The sequence below is a fragment of the Blastococcus aggregatus genome (assembly GCF_900221005.1).
Lineage (GTDB): Bacteria > Actinomycetota > Actinomycetes > Mycobacteriales > Geodermatophilaceae > Blastococcus > Blastococcus aggregatus.
Genome location: NZ_OBQI01000002.1, coordinates 592,902 through 609,618 on the forward strand (window position 1 = coordinate 592,902; position 16,717 = coordinate 609,618).

Here is a 16,717-nt window from a genome sequence, read left to right on the forward strand (position 1 = left end):
ACTGAGCGTGCACCGCCACCGGCTCGGCCGAGCCCCGGCACCGCCGGCGGAGAACACACGGGAGACGAAGGCCATGCGACCGACGAGCGTTCCGGTCTCCGATCCAGCGTCGCACACGTCCGCCGCCCCGGAAGGCGCGCCACGGAGTGCGCTGCGCAGCCTCTGCAGCCCCGCCGCCCTCAGCGGCAGCCTCACCGAGCTGGCCTGGGTCGGCGCACACGTCCTCCTGTACCCGCTGGGCGCGCGGGCCGAGCAGCTGCAGACCGACCCGGGCTCCCGGCCCGGCCAGTCGCCGGCCGTCCGGGCGCTGTTCGCCGCCGATCCGCTGGCCGCGCGCACGCCGGTCCTGCTGGTCCACGGCCTGATCGACAACCGCTCCATCTTCGCCGTGATGCGCCGCAGCCTGCGCCGGCGCGGCTTCGCCTCCGTGTGCTCCTGGAACTACAGCCCGCTGCTGCGCGACGTCTCCCGGGCGGCGGAGGACCTGAGCGCGCACGTCGAGCGCATCTGCGCGCAGACCGGCCACGACCGCGTGCACGTGGTCGGGCACAGCCTCGGCGGGCTCATCGCGCGCTACTACGTGCAGCGGATGGGTGGCGACGAGCGCGTCGACTCCCTGGTCACCCTGGGCACGCCGCACGGCGGGTCACTGCTCGCGCACGCCCTCCCGACGCCGCTGGTCCGTCAGCTCCGGCCGGGGTCCGCGGTGCTCCGGGAGCTGGCCGAGCCGGTGGACCGGTGCGCCACCCGGATCACCGCCGTCTACAGCGACCTCGACCAGCTGGTGCTGCCGACGTCGGCCGGCCGCTGCGACCACCCGGACCTCGGCGCGCGGAACGTCCTCGTGCGGGGCGTGGGGCACATGTCGCTGCCCATCCACCGGGGCATCCTCGACGAGGTGGCGCTGACGCTCGCCGGCTCCCCGGTCGCGGGTCACGAAGCGGTACGCGCCGTCGCCTGAGCCGGCAGCCGGTCTCGATCCGTTACCTGCGGCACAGGTAGCGACACGACCCGTTCAATCCGCTGTCGCGCCCTCACTGGTCGTTACGGTTCGGTCACGGCGCTGGTACCCACCGGCGCCAACCAGTCGTCCGGAAAGGTGCGCCGTGACCGCTCCCAGTGCACCTCCGCTGCTCGGGCGGCCCGGTGTCGCGGACGGGGCCACCGGCCGGATCGAGCTGCCGGACGGCCGCCGGACCCCGGTCATCCCCGTCCCCCGCGGCACGACCGCCGCACTGGTCCGGGCCGCCGCCGCGGACGCCGAGGCCCGCGAGACCGCCGCTGTCGACGAGAGCTCCGCCACCGCCCTCGAGCCGCCCGACCCCGCCGAGACCGTTGCGCCCGCCCGCACCCCCCGCCTGGCCGCGGTCCGCCGGCTCCCCCACCCGCCCGGCCGCCGCGCCCCGATGTGGTTCGCGGCCCTGGTGATCGGCGCGCTGGTCGCCGGCGCCCCGTCGGCCCTGGGCGGCGACCCGGAGCAGGTCAGCGTCACCGCCTCCGACCTGGGCCTGGGTACCGCCCCGGACCACAGCTTCAGCGGCGGGCTCGACGACGCCGGCGTCCGCCGCGGGATCACCGAGGCCGAGGCCCAGGCCCGCCTCGGCGAACTGGCCGCCTCCCGCGCCGCCCGCCAGCCCACGACGGTCCTGCCGGTCAGCGGCCGGCTGACGACCTGCTTCTGCAAGCGCTGGGGCACCATGCACTACGGCCTGGACCTGGCCGCCCCCCTCGGCACGCCGATCTACGCGGCCTCCGACGGCGTGGTGCTCAAGGCCGGCCGCGCCTCCGGCTACGGCAACGCCGTCTACATCCAGGACGCCGACGGCAACGTGCACATCTACGGGCACATGCGCTACTACAGCGTCACGGCCGGCGACATCGTGCACGCCGGCGACCAGATCGCGAAGGTCGGCAACGAGGGCCAGTCCACCGGCCCGCACCTGCACTACGAGATCCACCGCGGGGGCATGACCGGCAAGCCCACCGACCCCAAGGTCTGGCTCGCCGACAGAGGAGTGAGTCTCTGAGCCCCTCCGGGGCTCAGAGCTTGACGAGCGGGGCGTAGCGCAGGACGAGTCGCTTGGTGCCGCCGGAGCCGAAGTCGACGGTGGCCTGGGCCTTGTCGCCCGCGCCGGTCACCTCGACCACCGTGCCGAGGCCGAAGGCGTCGTGGCTGACCCGGTCGCCGACGTCCACCGAGATGATCGGCCGGTTCCCGGCGCCGCCGCGCAGCCCGCCGGTGGACAGGCCGGTGGCCGCCACCCGCGTCTGCGCCGACTTGTAGCCGGTGGACGGGACGGGCGCCGGGTCCAGGCGCTCCCAGTGGATGGTCTCGGCCGGGATCTCGTCCAGGAACCGGGACGGCGGGTTGTAGGCCGGCTGCCCCCAGCTGGTGCGCACCGTGGCCCGGGAGATGAACAGCCGCTGCTGGGCGCGGGTGATGCCCACGTAGGCCAGCCGGCGCTCCTCCTCGAGCTCGCGGGGATCGCCGAGCGCGCGCAGGTGCGGGAAGACGCCGTCCTCCAGGCCGGTCAGGAAGACCACCGGGAACTCCAGGCCCTTGGCGGTGTGCAGCGTCATCATCGTGACCACGCCGGCGTCGTCACCGGTGACCGGGATCTGGTCGGCGTCGGCCACCAGCGAGACCTGCTCGAGGAAGTCGGTGACCGTCCCCTCCGGGTTGGCCGCCTCGAACTCGGCGGCCACCGAGATGAGCTCGTTGAGGTTGTCGACCCGGCCCTCGTCCTGCGGGTCGGTGCTCGCCTGCAGCTCGGTGAGGTAGCCGGTGCGGTCGAGGATGCTCTCCAGCAGCGCGGCCGGCCCGGAGCCGGTCTCGACGAGCTGCTCGAACTCCTCGAGCAGCGCCACGAACTCCTGGATCGACTTCAGCGAGCGGGTGGCGAGCTCGCCCACCTCGGAGCAGCGGCGCAGCGCCGAGGCGAACGGGATCCGCTCGCGGTCGGCGAAGTTCTCGATGCACGCCTCGGCCCGCTCGCCGATCCCGCGCTTGGGCGTGTTGATGACCCGGCGCAGGCTCACGATGTCGGTCGGGTTGGCCACCACCTTGAGGTAGGCCAGCGCGTCGCGGACCTCCTTGCGCTCGTAGAAGCGCACTCCGCCGACGACCTTGTAGGGCATGCCGACCCGGATGAACACCTCCTCGAACACGCGGGAGGCGTTGTTGGTCCGGTAGAAGACCGCGATGTCCTTCGGCTGGGCCGCGCCCTCGTCGACCAGCGCGTCGATCTGCTCGGCGACCCACGCCGCCTCGTCGTGCTCGTTGTCGGCGACGTAGCCCTCGATGAGCTCGCCGTCGCCGGAGTCGGTCCAGAGGTTCTTGGGACGGCGGCCGGTGTTCTTGGCGATGACCGTGTTCGCGGCCTTGAGGATGCGAGAAGTGGAGCGGTAGTTCTGCTCGAGCAGGATCGTCGTCGCCTGCGGGTAGTCGCGCTCGAACTCGTCGATGTTGCGGATCGTCGCGCCGCGGAAGGCGTAGATCGACTGGTCGGCGTCGCCGACGACGCACAGCTCGGCCATCGGGACCGGGCCGTCGCCCGTGCCGACCAGCTCGCGGACCAGCATGTACTGCGCGTGGTTGGTGTCCTGGTACTCGTCGACCAGCACGTGGCGGAACCGGCGCCGGTAGTGCTCGGCGACGTCGGGGAACGCCTGCAGCAGGTGGACGGTGTTCATGATCAGGTCGTCGAAGTCCATGGCGTGCGCCTGGCGCAGCCGCTGCTGGTACAGCGTGTAGGCCTGCGCGAGCACCTTCTCCGGCGGCGTGACCGGGGCGAAGCTCTCCTCGTCGACCAGCTCGTTCTTCAGGTTCGAGACCTGCGCGGCGAGGCTGCGGCCCGGGAAGCGCTTGGCGTCGAGATCGAGGTCCCGGGCCACCATCGTCATCAGCCGGACCGAGTCGCCCTGGTCGTAGATCGTGAACGACGACTTCAGGCCCAGCTTGGCCGACTCGGCGCGCAGGATGCGCACGCACATCGAGTGGAACGTCGACACCCACATCGCCCGGGCGCGCGGGCCGACGAGGTGCGCCACCCGCTCCTTCATCTCGCCCGCGGCCTTGTTGGTGAAGGTGATCGCGAGGATCTCGCCGGGCTGGGTGTGCCGGGCGCCGAGCAGGTAGGCGATGCGGTGCGCCAGCACCCGCGTCTTGCCCGAGCCGGCGCCGGCGACGATGAGCAGCGGGCCGCCCTCGTGGACCACTGCCTGCCGCTGGGGACCGTTGAGCCCGGCGAGCATGCGGTCCAGCTCCCGGCCCAGGGACCCGGGGGTGGAACGCTGGAGTGCGGCTGTACCGGGGAGGGCCTGCTGGACGCTGCTCATAGCCACCTCACTGTAAGCCGGACGGGTGACGCTTCCCGACCGCTGTGGCAGACTCCTCGACGTGCTCGCCACGACGATCAGCCCCCTCGCGGTTGATTTTGCCTACGGCCACCGGGTTCCGGTCGCCGTCACCGCTGGCTGAGCACAGCCGCACCAGACGCCCCGGGCCACAGGCTCCGGGGCGTTTCGTCGTTCCGGGCCGGTCCACCGAACCCCCGAAGGACGACCGATGAGCACCACCTCCTCCTCCCCCGCCGCCGTCACCGGCTCCGACGTCGACCGGATCGGCGAGCTCCGCCAGCAGATCGACGCCTGCGACGCCGCGATCATCGAGCTCGTCCAGCGGCGGCTGGCCGTCTCGCAGGAGATCGGCGTCGTCCGCAAGGCCTCCGGCGGCACCCGGCTGAACCTGGCCCGCGAGCAGCAGGTGCTCGCCCGGTTCCAGACCGCCCTCGGCGCCGACGGCGCGACGCTCGGCATGCTGCTGCTCCGGCAGGGCCGCGGACGGCTCTGAGCCGGCCGTCAGGTCAGAGCCGCCGTCGGTCAGAGCCAGGCGCGCCAGACCAGCGAGTCGTCGTCGCTGAGCGCCGCGGCCTCCAGCACGTCACCCGGGCAGCGCTCGCGCAGGTCCTCGCCGAGCGCGTGCGCCAGCTCGAGCGCCGCCTCCAGGTCCGCGGCCTCGCACTCGGTGGACGCACGCAGGGCGGCACGGTCGGGCTCGCGCCAGACCCGGAGCTCCTCGTCGCCGGGGCGCAGCCCCGCGGCGACGGTCTCGACGGTGGCGTCGTCCACGGCGGTGGTGGCCCGCAGCACGGCGTAGACGGTGTAGGTCGGCACGTGGCGAGTCTGCCGGGTCATGATGATCTCCGTGGACGACTCCCCGGATCCGGACGCGACGAGCGATCCCCTCGACGCCTTCGACCGGCACCGGAGGCTGCTGTTCTCCGTGGCCTACCAGATGCTCGGCAGCGTCGCGGACGCCGAGGACACCGTGCAGGACGCCTGGCTGCGCTGGTCGGCGGCCGACCGCGACCATGTCACGGACCCCCGCGCATACCTGGTGCAGGTGATCACCCGGCTCGCGATCGACCGGTCAGGGACGGCGCGGGCCCGGCGCGAGAGCTATGTCGGCCCGTGGCTGCCCGAGCCGCTGATCACCGGCCGCGACACGGTCGCCGCCGCCCCCGCCCCGACCGATCCCACGGACGCCGCGGAGCTCGGCGAGCAGGTGTCCATGGCCGTGCTCGTCGTCCTCGAGACCCTCACCCCCGCCGAGCGCGCGGTCTTCGTGCTGCGCGAGGTCTTCGGGCTGCCGGTGGCCGAGGTCGCCGAGGCGTTGGGCCGCACCGAGTCCGCCGTCCGGTAGATGGCGCACCGCGCGCGCGAGCACGTGCAGGCCCGCCGCCCCCGGTTCGACGCCGACCGGCGCGCGCAGCGGGAGGTCACCGAGCGGTTCCTGGCCGCGTGCGCCGGCGGGGACATGGCGGCGCTGCTCGACGTGCTGGCTCCCGACGCGGTCCTGATCAGCGACGGCGGCGGCAAGGTCTCGGCCGCGCTCCGGCCGATCACCGGCGCGGACAAGGTGGCCCGCTTCTCGCTCGGCATCGCCGCGCAGGGCCTGGCGCTGCCCGATCTCCGGATCGAGATCCTCGACGTCAACGGCGCGCCGGCGGTCGTCGTCTGGTCCGCGGACGAGCCGGAGCTGACGATGTCGCTGGTGGTGGCGGGCGGCCGCGTCGAGCAGGTGCTGGTGGTGCGCAACCCCGACAAGCTGTCCGGCCTGGCTTCCCACCAGATGGCACACGACGTGATCTGGCGCACCTCTTCCCGTCCTCCACGGGCAGCCGGTCCCGGCGCTCGGTAACATTCGGATCACGTCGGCGCGCGCGACCACGGCCGGTGCTACTCCCCCGACCGGGCTCCCAGGGATGCGAGGCGTGCATGTCGGCAGTCGAGGCGGCGCTCCTCACGGTGCCGATCGACTTCCAGCTGCTGTTCGGTGCCCTGCCCACGGCGTTCCTGGTGATGGACCCGGATCTCGTCATCGTCGACGCCAACGCCGCCTACCTCGAGCTCCTCGGGCGCCGGCGGGACGAGCTCGTCGGCGGGCCGGTCTTCGAGGCGTTCCCACCAGCACCGGACGCGCTCGACGAGGACGGCCGCAACCCGGTCCAGGCCTCCTTCGAGCGGGCACGCGACACCGGCCAGCTCGATCCGATGCCGATCGCTAAGTACGACGTGCTGGACCCCGCCACCGGCGAGCTCGGCGAGCGCTTCTGGTCCTTGATCAGCGCTCCGGTGCTCGATCCGGACGGCCGCACCGCACTGGTCCTGCAGCGCGTGGAGGACGTGACGGCCTACGTCCGGGAACGGTCGGCCCTGCGGTCCGGGCCGCCGCCCGGCCGGGACGGCCGCGCCCTCGAGGCCGTGGAGGCCGACCTGTACGCCCGCGTGCGGGAGCTGGCGGCGGCCCAGGAGGCCCGCGACACCGCCGCCCGACGCCTGTCCAGCCTCGCCGAGGTGGCGCTGCAGCTGACGACGGCCGAGACGGTCGAGGACCTCGAGCGCATCGTGGTCAGCCGGGGGCTGGCCGTCCTCGGCGCGGACGGCGGCGGGATCATCTCCCCCGACGGGCGCGGGGGCTGGCGGGCGACGCTCAGCGCGGCCCTCGGGGAGCAGGTGCAGCTCGGCTACGGGAACGTGCCCTACGACAGCCCGCTCCCCGCACCGTGGGTGGCGCGCACCGGACGGGAGCTGCTCCTCCCCACCGAGAAGTCGGGGCTGGCGTTCGACGACTCGATGAGCGACGTCTACACCGACATCGGCCGGTACGGCTGGGCCTTCCTCCCGCTGACCGTCAGCGAGACCTGCGTCGGCAGCCTGGCGGTGGCGTGGGCCGAGGAGCACCCGTTCAGCGGTGACGAGCTGGAGCTTCTCCGGGTGTTCGCCGCCCAGTGCGCGCAGGTGCTGGTGCGGATCCGGGCGACGGCGGCGCAGCGTGCGGCGGCGGTCGCGGCGCAGGTGATGTCCGAGACGCTGCAGCGCAGCCTGCTCCAGCAGCCGCCGACGACGGGCTCCCTGCAGCTGGCGGTGCGGTACCAGCCCGCGTCCCAGGGCGCCCACGTCGGCGGGGACTGGTACGACGCGTTCGTCACGACCCGTGGCGCCACCATGCTCGTCGTCGGTGACGTGACCGGTCACGACGTGGAGGCCGCGGCCACCATGGGACAGCTGCGGAACCTGCTGCGCGGCATGGCCTACGACTCCGACGACAGCCCGGCCGCGCTGCTCGCCCGGCTCGACGCGGCCATGGACGGGCTGCACGTGGGCGCGCTGGCGACCGCGGTGCTGGGGCGGCTCGAGCAGTCCGGCTCGGCGCAGCGACCGACCTGGCGGCTGCGCTGGTCCAGTGCCGGCCACCTCCCACCGCTGCTGCGCCACGCGGACGGGACCGTCGAGGTCCTGGACGGCCGACCCGAGCTGCTCCTGGGCCTGGACCCCCAGGCGCGCCGCAGCGAGCGCGTGCTCGACCTGGAGCCCGGCAGCACCGTCCTGCTCTACAGCGACGGCCTGGTCGAGACCCGGACCGCCGACCTCGACGAGGGCATCGGCCGGCTCGCGGACGCCCTCGCCCGGCACGGGGACCTCGCACCGGAGGAGCTGTGCGACCGCATCCTGGCCGACGTGGCGCCCGGAGCGAACGACGACGACATCGCGCTGCTGGCCCTGCGGCCCGGTACCGACCCGAGCTGACCCTGGAGCGCCCATGACCGGACCCCTGCCCGCCACGCACGTCGAGCGGGTGCTCTGCGTCCTGGCGCATCCCGACGACGTCGACTTCGGCTCCGCCGGGACGGTGGCGACCTGGACGGCCGCCGGCACCGAGGTCACCTACTGCATCGTGACCGACGGCGACGCCGGCGGGTTCGACGAGACGCCGCGCGACCAGATGGGCCCGCTGCGGCGGGCCGAGCAGCGCGCCGCCGCCAAGGAGGTCGGGGTCGAGGACGTCCGCTTCCTCGGCTATCCCGACGGCCGGCTGGAGCCGACGCTCGACCTGCGCCGCGCCATCAGCCGGGTGATCCGGCAGGTGCGTCCGCAGCGGGTGCTCACCAGCTCGCCCGAGCGGTTCTGGGAGCGCATCGGCGCCAGCCACCCCGACCACATGACCGTCGGCGAGACGACGCTGCGGGCGGTCTACCCCGACGCCCGCAACCCGTTCGCCTTCCCCGAACTGCTCGCCGACGAGGGGTTGGAGGCCTGGACGGTGCCCGAGGTGTGGCTGGGCGCCAGCCCGCGCGCCGACCACGCCGTCGACGTCACCGACGTCGTCGACCGCAAGTTCGCCGCGCTCCGGTCGCACGTCACCCAGGTGAGCCACCAGCCCGCGGGGCAGCTCGAGGAGTTCGTCGGCGGGTGGATGCGGCAGACGGCGCAGCGGTTCGGCCTCCCGGAGGGCCGCCTGGCCGAGGCCTTCCACGTGGTCCACACCGCCTGACCGCTCAGATCCGGCCGGCCCGGCGGTCCCTTCCCCGACAGGACGGCGAGGAGGCGGCATGGGTCAGGTGGAGCGCATCGCGGCGGCGGTGACCGAGGCGGTGACCGAGGGGCAGGTGCCCGGCGCGGCCTGGCGGGTGGACCGGCACGGCGAGGTGCTGTCCCGGGGCGCGGCGGGCGACGGGATCGACCCGGAGACGGTCTTCCGCCTGTCCTCGACGACGAAGCCGATCGTCGCCGCGGCCGCCATGGCGCTGGTCGACGACGGCCTGCTCGAGCTGGACCAGCCGGTCGACGAGCTGCTGCCGGAGCTCGCCGACCGGCGGGTCCTCCTCGACCCGACCGACGCGGCCGCCGGCACGGTGCCCGCCGCCCGGTCGATCAGCGTGCGGGACGTGCTCACCTTCCGGCTCGGGCTGGGGCTGGACTTCACGGGGCCGTGGCCCTCCCCCACGATGACCGCCCTCGCCGGGGCCGGGCTGCCCGTCGGTCCGCCGGCACCGCAGGCCGCTCCACCGCCGGACGAGTGGCTGCGGCTGCTCGGCACCGTCCCGCTGGCCGCCCAGCCCGGCGAGCGCTGGCTCTACCACCTGGGCGCCGGCGTCCTGGGCGTGCTGATCGCCCGCGCCGCCGGCCGGCTGCTGCCCGAGGTCCTCGCCGAGCGGGTGCTCGGACCGCTGGGCATGGACGGCACCGGCTTCGGGGTGCCACCGTCGGCCCGCGACCGGCTGGGTCCGCACTGGACCCCGCCCGGCCCCGACGGCCGGCGGGAGGTCTACGACGCCGCCGACGGCCAGTGGGCCCGGCCGCCCGCCTTCCCCGACGGCGGCGACGGGCTGGTGTCCACCGTCGACGACGTGGCCGCCTTCGCGCGGATGCTGCAGACCGGCGGATGCGCTCCGGACGGGCGTCGCGTGCTGACCGGGGACGCCGTGCGCGCGATGACCACCGAGCAGGTGGGCCCGGTCGACGACGAGGGTGGCGGCTGGGGGCTGGGCATCGGCGTGCGGATCACCGACGAGCCCGGTGGCCGGCACGCCGGCTCCTACGGCTGGGACGGCGGCCTCGGCAGCTCGTGGTGGACCGACCCGGTCACCGGGGTGACCGCCGTGCTGCTCACCAACCAGATGTGGGCCTCCCCGCAGCCCCCGCCGCTGTTCGACGCGTTCCGCTCCGCCGCATTCACAACAACCGGTTGGTCGCCGCCCAGCGGGTGAGCTCGTTGCGGTTGGACAGCTGGAGCTTGCGCAGCACGTTCGAGGCGTGCGACTCCACGGTCTTCACCGAGATGAACAGCCGCGAGCCGATCTCCCGGTAGGTGTAGCCGCGGGCGAGCAGCTGCATGACCTCGCGCTCGCGGGCGCTGAGCAGGTCCAGGCCGGGGTCGGTCGCCTCCTCCGCGGGAACGGGCGCGGCACCGGCGGCGGAGAAGGCGTCCAGCACGAACCCGGCCAGCCGGGGGCTGAAGACGACGTCGCCGTCGGCCACCCGCCGCACGGCGTCGAGCAGGTCGGGGCCGGAGATCGTCTTGGTGACGTAGCCCTTGGCGCCCGCCCGGATCACGGCGATGACGTCCTCCGCCGCGTCGGACACCGAGAGCGCCAGCCACTTCACGTCCGGCAGCTCGGCGCGCAGCGTCTCGAGTACGGCGCGGCCACCGCCCCCGGGCAGGTGCACGTCGAGCAGGACGACGTCGGGGCGGGTGGCGCGGATGCCCTCCACGGCGGTCGGCACGTCCGGCGCCTCGCCCACGAAGTCGACGTCGTCGCCGAGCTCCGCGCGCACGCCGGCGCGCACCATCGCGTGGTCGTCGACCAGGAACACCCGCGTCATGAGGTCCCCACCGGCAGTTCGAGCTCCACTTCGGTCCCCTCTCCGGGGGCGGAGCGGATGTGCGCCGTCCCGCCCAGGCGTGTGATGCGGCCGGTCACCGAGTCGCGCAGGCCGCGCCGGTCCGACGGCACCGCGTCGGCGTCGAAGCCCACCCCGCGGTCGCGCACGAACACCGACACCCGCTGCGGCGTGACCTCGGTGTACAGGTCCGCGGCGGTCACCCCCGAGTGCTTGGCCACGTTGACCAGCGCCTCGCGGGTGGCCGCACCGAGCGCGGCCAGCGCGTCGTCGACCGGGGCGTCGCCGACGACGACGTGGTCGACGACGAGGGCGTGGTCGCTCTCCACCTCGGCCACCATGGCCGCCACCAGGCCGGCCCAGGTGCCGCCCTCGCGGACGACCTTCGGGTCGTAGAGCCAGGCGCGCAGCTCCCGCTCCTGGCTGCGGGCCAGCCGGCTGACCGCCTGCTGGTCCTCGGCGTGCCGCTGGATCAGCGCGAGGGTCTGCAGCACCGAGTCGTGCAGGTGGGCGGCGACCGCGGCGCGCTCCTCCGAGCGGATCCGGGCCGCGCGCTCCTCGTCGCGGGAGTCGAGCAGCCGCCGCCACAGCGGGGCGGTGGCCAGGACCAGGCCGGTGAGCAGCACCAGGGTGGCGGCGAACCCGTTGCGGGCGTTGGCCAGCTGCCCCGTCGTCGCCAGGAGGAAGACCAGCCCGGCGCCGGCCAGCAGCACGCCTCCGGCCAGGGTCCAGCGGGTTCCGGCGACGGCGAGCGTGCGATCGGTGTCCAGCTGCCGCCAGATGACCGCCAGCCCTGCCCCGACCAGCACCAGCGGCAGGACGACGTCGGAGCTCGTCCAGCGGGTCAGCTGGCCGAGCAGGCTGGCCGCGACCAGGCCGAGGACCACGGTGGCGATCCACTGGCGGGCGCCGCTCGGCCGCCAGCCGGGGATCGGCGGCGGCGCGTCGTGCTCGTCGCCGGGCGCGGCCACCGGCATGGTCAACCACAGCAGCCCGTAGGCGACGATGCCGATGCCCGTCGTCGCGAGGAGGGCGAAGGCCACCCGCACCACCAGCGGGTCCTGCCGCAGGTGGGTGGCCGTGCCCGCCGCGACCCCGGCGATGGCCCGCCCCGACCGCGGGCGCACCAGCGGCGGGCGCCGCGGTGGTGCGGACAGGGTGGTGGTCACGCCGGGAATCGTCGCACCGCGTCGTGGGCGACCGGTACCGGTGATCACCCCCGGAGAGGAACCAGGGTCGGTTGGGGGCCTTCCCTGATGGTCCAGGGACGCGACGGTCGGCAGTCTCGGTGCCATGACATCGGCAACCCCTCCTCCGCCACCGGCGCCGCCGCTCGAGCCGCCGGCCTGGCAACCGCCTCCGCCGCCCCCCGGCCCCGTCGACCGCCCCCAGCTGCGCCGCAGTCGCAGCGACAAGGTGATCGGGGGCGTCGGCGGGGGGCTGGCCGAGTACAGCGGCATCGATGCGCTGCTGTGGCGGGTCGGCTTCGTCGCGCTGGCGCTCGCCGGCGGCACCGGCGTCCTCGTCTACCTGCTGCTGTGGCTGCTCATGCCTGCCGACGCCGGCCGGGCGGGCGCCGAGGCGGCGACGCCCCGCCCGCCGGCGGGGCCGCGCTCCCCGGTGCCGGGCATGACCCTCGCCGGCGTGCTCATCGTGGTCGGCGCGCTGGCCCTGGTCGCCCGGTTCACCGACCTCGACCTCGACGCCACCGTCTTCCTCGGCGGCGGGCTGCTCGTCGTCGGCGCCGGGCTCGTCGCCGCGTCGTTCACGGGGGGCCGCACCGCCCGCGGCGGGCTCATCGCGCTCGGCGCCGTCCTCTCGCTGGCGCTGATCGCCGCGGAGTCGGTGCCGTGGGACAAGGCCGGGGGCGGGTTCGGTGACCGCACCTTCGCGCCCAGCAGCGCCGCCGAGGTGCGCCCGGTCTACGAGGGCGGGGTCGGCGACATGACCGTCGACCTGTCCGACGTCGACGTCAGCGACCTGGACGGGCCGATCCGCACGAGAGTCGACCACGGGCTCGGCGACGTCGAGATCGTCCTGCCCCGCGACGCCGACGTGCAGGTGACCGTCGACTCCGGGATGGGTGAGGTGAGCATCTTCGGCCGCGACGGGCTCACCGACGGCACGTTCGACGGCACCGGAACCGGCTCGTGGGTCGGCGACGACGAGTTCGAGATCATCCTGGACGTCGACGCCGGCGTCGGGAACGTGGAGGTGACCCGTGGCTGACTGGCAAGCAGTGACCCCGCTGGAGACCGAGGACGGCACACCTCCGCGTCGCCGCCCCGACCTCGGCGCCCTGATCCCCGGGCTGGTGTTCATCGCCCTGGCGATCGTGCTCATGTCGCCGGCGGACCTGCCGGAGGAGCTGTTCGACGGCGTGCTGGCGTGGATCGTGGTGATCGTCGCCGGGATCGCGCTGATGGTGAGCGAGCTGCGCCGGTCGCGCCGCCGCCGCTGAGGATCCGCTCGTCCGCGGACGGGCAGGGTCGAGGGCCCGGGGAGCGATCCGCTCCCCGGGCCCTCGCCGCGTCGCGGGAACCAGGTCCGGCGCCCGGGCGTCGAGCAGGCATGCGCCGCCTCGTGCTGCTCCTCGCCGGAGTGCTGGTGCTCGCCGGCTGCGGGACGGACTCCGCCTCGGACGATCCCGACGTCACCGGCGAGTGGCAGCTGACGTCCGGGACGGCCCTCGGCGCGGAGCTGCCCATCCCTCCCGGAACGACCGCCACCCTGGCGCTCTCGGGCGGGAAGGCGGACGGGGTGGCGTTCTGCAACCGCTTCTTCGCCTCCTACGAGCTGGACGGGGCGACCTTCTCGATCGGCGACATCGGCCAGACGGAGATGGGCTGCGAGCCGGACGTGATGTCCGCCGAGAGCACCTACCTGGCCGCGCTGGCCGCCGTCGACACCGCGGTGCTGGACGGCGCCGACCTGCTGCTCACCGGTGCGGGCGTCGAACTGCGGTTCGGGCCGGTCCCGGCCGTGCCGGACAGCCCGCTCGAGGGCGCCCGCTGGCTGCTCGAGTCGCTGGTCGACGGGGAGACGGCGTCGTCGACGACCGGGGACCCCGCCGTCCTGGTGCTGGGCGCCGACCGCCGGGCCGAGGCGACCACCGGCTGCCGAACGCTCACCGCCACCTGGCTGCTCGAGGACGAGGCGCTGGTCCTCGACGACCTGCTCCCCGACGGCGCGGCGTGCCCGCCGGACCTGGTGGGCCAGGACGCGCACGTCACCGCCGTGCTGCAGGCCGGTCCCGCCGTCGAGATCACCGAGGACCGGCTGACCCTCACCGCTCCCGACGGGCGCGGCCTGGTCTACCGGGCCGGGTGACTCACTCCCACTCGATGGTGCCCGGCGGCTTGCTGGTGACGTCCAGGGTGACCCGGTTGACCTCGGCCACCTCGTTGGTGATCCGCGTGGAGATCTTCGCCAGCACGTCGTAGGGCAGCCGGGTCCAGTCCGCGGTCATGGCGTCCTCGCTGGACACCGGCCGCAGCACGATCGGGTGCCCGTAGGTGCGGCCGTCGCCCTGCACGCCGACCGAACGCACGTCGGCCAGCAGCACGACCGGGCACTGCCAGATCTCGCGGTCCAGCTTGGCCGCGCTGAGCTCGGCGCGGACGATCGCGTCGGCCTTGCGCAGGATGTCCAGCCGCTCCTGGGTCACCTCGCCGACGATCCGGATGCCGAGGCCCGGGCCCGGGAAGGGCTGGCGCCACACCATCGACTCGGGCAGCCCGAGCTGGATGCCGACCTCGCGCACCTCGTCCTTGAACAGGGTGCGCAGCGGCTCCACGAGGGTGAACTGCAGGTCCTCGGGCAGGCCGCCGACGTTGTGGTGGCTCTTGATGTTCGCCGTCCCGGAGCCGCCGCCGGACTCGACGACGTCGGGGTAGAGCGTGCCCTGGACGAGGAAGTCGGCCTGGTCGCCGTGCTCCTTCGCGTCACCGACGACGTCGAGCGCCGCCTGCTCGAAGACGCGGATGAACTCGCGGCCGATGATCTTCCGCTTCTGCTCGGGGTCGGACACCCCGGCCAGCGCGTCCAGGAACTGCTCGCGGGCGTCGACCACCCGCAGGTCGATCCCGGTGATCGCGACGAAGTCCCGCTCGATCTGCTCGGTCTCACCCTCGCGCATCAACCCGTGGTCGACGTAGACGCAGGTGAGCCGGTCACCGATGGCGCGCTGCACGAGCGCGGCGGCGACGGCGGAGTCCACCCCACCGGACAGCGCGCACAGCGCCCGGCCCTCGCCGACCTGGGTGCGGATCCGCTCGACCTGCTCCTCGACCATGTTGGCCATCGTCCAGGTGGGCTCGAGGCCGGCGATGTCGAAGAGGAAGTGCTCGAGCACGGTCTGCCCGTGCGCGGTGTGCCGCACCTCGGGGTGGAACTGGACCCCGGCGAGCCTGCGGTCGACGTCCTCGAACGCCGCGACCGGGGCGCCGGTGGAGGTCGCGGTGACGGTGAACCCGGGTGGGGCGGCGCTGACGGCGTCCCCGTGGCTCATCCAGACGTTCTGCTCCAGCGGCAGGTCGCCGAACAGCCGGCCCCCGGTCGTGACGGTCAGCGGGGTGCCGCCGTACTCGCGGTCGCCGGTGCGGGCCACGGTGCCGCCGAGCGAGGCGGCCATGGCCTGGAACCCGTAGCAGATGCCGAAGGCCGGGACGCCGGACTCGAACAAGGTCGGGTCGACCTGCGGGGCCTCCGGCGCGTACACGCTGGAGGGCCCGCCGGACAGGACGATCGCCGCCGGCTTGCGGGCGACGATCTCCTCGGCCGGGACCTCGCAGGAGACGATCTCGGAGTAGACCCCGGCCTCCCGGATCCGCCGGGCGATCAGCTGCGCGTACTGGGCGCCGAAGTCGACGACGAGGACGGTCGGGAAGTCCATCAGTCCTCGGACCCACCGATCACGAGGTCCACGCGCTGGAACTCCTTGAGGTCGCGGTAGCCGGTCTTGGCCATCGTGCGGGCCAGCGCACCGAAGAGATTGGTCCGGCCGTCGGCCGACTCCGCCGCCCCGTGCAGCACGTCGTGCAGCGATCCCACCGGCTCGACCGGGGCCGACGTCGTCCCGCGCGGCAGCCGCGGGTGCGCCGCCACCGAGTCCCACCAGATGCCGCCGCCGGGCGCCTCCGCCGCGACCCGCAGCGGCTCGCCGAGCTGGACGGCGTCGGCACCGCAGGCCAGCGCGCGGGCGATCGCCCCGCTGGTCTCGATCCGGCCGTTGGCGATGACGTGCACGTAGCGGCCGCCGGTCTCGTCCAGGTAGTCCCGCCGGGCCGCGGCGGCGTCGGCGATCGCGCTGGCCAGCGGCACGCGGATGCCCATGACGGCGTCGGTCGTGGAGAAGCTGTCGGCGCCGACGCCGACGATGACGCCGGCCGCTCCGGTGCGCATGAGGTGCAGCGCGGTCGTGTAGTTCGCCGCGCCGCCCACGATCACCGGGACGTCGAGGTCGGCGATGAACTCCTTGAGGTTGAGGGCGTCACCGTTGCTGGTCACGTGCTCGGCCGAGACGATCGTGCCCTGGATGACCAGCAGGTCGACGCCGGCGGCGAGCACCGTCGGCGCGAGCTGCACGGTGTGCTGCGGCGAGACGCGGACGGCGGTGGTGACGCCGGCGTCGCGCATCTCCCGGATCCGGTCGGCGATGAGCTCGGGCCGCACCGGCTCGGCGTAGACCTGCTGGAGCAGCGCCACCGGGGGCGCCCCACCGTCGGCGGCCTCGCGCAGCTTCCGGTAGACCGGCAGCGGGTCCTCGTAGCGGGCCCACAGACCCTCGGCGTTGAGCACGCCCAGGCCGCCGGCCTCCCCCACGGCGATCGCCGCCGCCGGGCTGACCACGGCGTCCGACGGGCTGGTGACCAGCGGGATGCCGAAGCGGAAGGCGTCGATCTGCCAGGCGGTCGAGACGTCGTCGACGTCGCGGGTGCGCCGGGAGGGGACGATCGAGACCTCGTCGAGGTCGTAGCCGCGGCGGGCGAAGCGGTTGAGCCCGATCTCGACGGTGTCGCGTGCGCTCATG

17 protein-coding genes are annotated in these 16,717 nt (G+C 74.2%); 11 read left to right on the forward strand and 6 right to left on the reverse strand.

The features are described from left to right. Positions 1–73 precede the first annotated feature (73 nt). Both CRP29_RS08500 and CRP29_RS08505 read left to right on the forward strand, forming a co-directional pair. On the forward strand, positions 74–961 hold the full coding sequence (locus CRP29_RS08500; RefSeq protein ID WP_097194892.1) for an alpha/beta fold hydrolase: 888 nt from the start codon (positions 74–76) through the stop codon (positions 959–961). 145 nt (positions 962–1,106) lie between these two features. Beyond that, the gene (locus CRP29_RS08505; RefSeq protein ID WP_245852651.1) at positions 1,107–2,027 is read left to right on the forward strand and encodes a M23 family metallopeptidase; all 921 of its coding nucleotides are present in this window, start codon (positions 1,107–1,109) and stop codon (positions 2,025–2,027) included. Positions 2,028–2,040: 13 nt separating this feature from the next. Here the strand turns inward: CRP29_RS08505 and pcrA are convergent, their stop codons facing one another. After that, positions 2,041–4,338: a DNA helicase PcrA gene (pcrA, locus tag CRP29_RS08510; RefSeq protein ID WP_097194594.1), complete on the reverse strand. Its 2,298-nt coding sequence runs from the start codon at positions 4,336–4,338 to the stop codon at positions 2,041–2,043. Positions 4,339–4,567: 229 nt separating this feature from the next. Here pcrA and CRP29_RS08515 point away from each other — a divergent pair, with 229 nt between their 5' ends. Then, positions 4,568–4,852: a chorismate mutase gene (locus CRP29_RS08515; protein ID WP_097194595.1), complete on the forward strand. Its 285-nt coding sequence runs from the start codon at positions 4,568–4,570 to the stop codon at positions 4,850–4,852. Between the two features lie 29 nt (positions 4,853–4,881). Here the strand turns inward: CRP29_RS08515 and CRP29_RS08520 are convergent, their stop codons facing one another. After that, on the reverse strand, positions 4,882–5,196 hold the full coding sequence (locus CRP29_RS08520; protein WP_097194596.1) for a hypothetical protein: 315 nt from the start codon (positions 5,194–5,196) through the stop codon (positions 4,882–4,884). Between the two features lie 10 nt (positions 5,197–5,206). On the opposite strand from CRP29_RS08520, the gene CRP29_RS22995 reads away from it, so the two are divergent. From CRP29_RS22995 to CRP29_RS08540, 5 genes are all read left to right on the forward strand, one after another. Then, positions 5,207–5,704 (forward strand): sigma-70 family RNA polymerase sigma factor, encoded by a 498-nt coding sequence (locus tag CRP29_RS22995; protein ID WP_217991505.1) that lies wholly within the window; start codon positions 5,207–5,209, stop codon positions 5,702–5,704. Then, positions 5,705–6,202, forward strand: a complete 498-nt coding sequence (locus CRP29_RS23000) for a nuclear transport factor 2 family protein (protein WP_217991506.1) — start codon at positions 5,705–5,707, stop codon at positions 6,200–6,202. It abuts the gene before it with no gap. 77 nt (positions 6,203–6,279) lie between these two features. After that, entirely contained in the window at positions 6,280–8,091 is a 1,812-nt protein-coding gene (locus CRP29_RS08530; RefSeq protein ID WP_097194597.1) for a SpoIIE family protein phosphatase, read from the forward strand. 13 nt (positions 8,092–8,104) lie between these two features. Beyond that, on the forward strand, positions 8,105–8,836 hold the full coding sequence (locus tag CRP29_RS08535; RefSeq protein ID WP_097194598.1) for a PIG-L deacetylase family protein: 732 nt from the start codon (positions 8,105–8,107) through the stop codon (positions 8,834–8,836). A gap of 58 nt (positions 8,837–8,894) precedes the next feature. Continuing rightward, positions 8,895–10,052 (forward strand): serine hydrolase domain-containing protein, encoded by a 1,158-nt coding sequence (locus CRP29_RS08540; RefSeq protein ID WP_097194599.1) that lies wholly within the window; start codon positions 8,895–8,897, stop codon positions 10,050–10,052. Here CRP29_RS08540 and CRP29_RS08545 read toward each other — a convergent pair. Next, positions 10,018–10,668 (reverse strand): response regulator, encoded by a 651-nt coding sequence (locus CRP29_RS08545; RefSeq protein ID WP_097194600.1) that lies wholly within the window; start codon positions 10,666–10,668, stop codon positions 10,018–10,020. The two genes, CRP29_RS08540 and CRP29_RS08545, sit on opposite strands and share 35 nt — an antisense overlap. Further along, on the reverse strand, positions 10,665–11,855 hold the full coding sequence (locus tag CRP29_RS08550; protein WP_097194601.1) for an ATP-binding protein: 1,191 nt from the start codon (positions 11,853–11,855) through the stop codon (positions 10,665–10,667). Before CRP29_RS08550 ends, CRP29_RS08545 begins: the two co-directional genes overlap by 4 nt. A 124-nt stretch (positions 11,856–11,979) precedes the next feature. Here CRP29_RS08550 and CRP29_RS08555 point away from each other — a divergent pair, with 124 nt between their 5' ends. From CRP29_RS08555 to CRP29_RS08565, 3 genes are all read left to right on the forward strand, one after another. Further along, the gene (locus tag CRP29_RS08555; RefSeq protein WP_097194602.1) at positions 11,980–12,915 is read left to right on the forward strand and encodes a PspC domain-containing protein; all 936 of its coding nucleotides are present in this window, start codon (positions 11,980–11,982) and stop codon (positions 12,913–12,915) included. Further along, positions 12,908–13,147, forward strand: coding sequence for a hypothetical protein (locus CRP29_RS08560; protein ID WP_091981615.1), 240 nt, complete (start codon positions 12,908–12,910; stop codon positions 13,145–13,147). The genes CRP29_RS08555 and CRP29_RS08560 overlap by 8 nt, the downstream gene beginning before the upstream one ends. Positions 13,148–13,257: 110 nt before the next feature. Further along, positions 13,258–14,016 (forward strand): META domain-containing protein, encoded by a 759-nt coding sequence (locus tag CRP29_RS08565; protein WP_097194603.1) that lies wholly within the window; start codon positions 13,258–13,260, stop codon positions 14,014–14,016. Between the two features lies 1 nt (position 14,017). Here CRP29_RS08565 and guaA read toward each other — a convergent pair whose 3' ends face one another. Both guaA and CRP29_RS08575 read right to left on the reverse strand, forming a co-directional pair. Continuing rightward, a complete protein-coding gene (gene guaA / locus CRP29_RS08570; RefSeq protein ID WP_097194604.1) occupies positions 14,018–15,580 on the reverse strand; it encodes a glutamine-hydrolyzing GMP synthase in 1,563 nt (520 codons plus the stop codon). After that, entirely contained in the window at positions 15,580–16,716 is a 1,137-nt protein-coding gene (locus CRP29_RS08575; RefSeq protein ID WP_097194605.1) for a GuaB3 family IMP dehydrogenase-related protein, read from the reverse strand. Before CRP29_RS08575 ends, guaA begins: the two co-directional genes overlap by 1 nt. Between the last annotated feature and the right edge of the window lies 1 nt (position 16,717).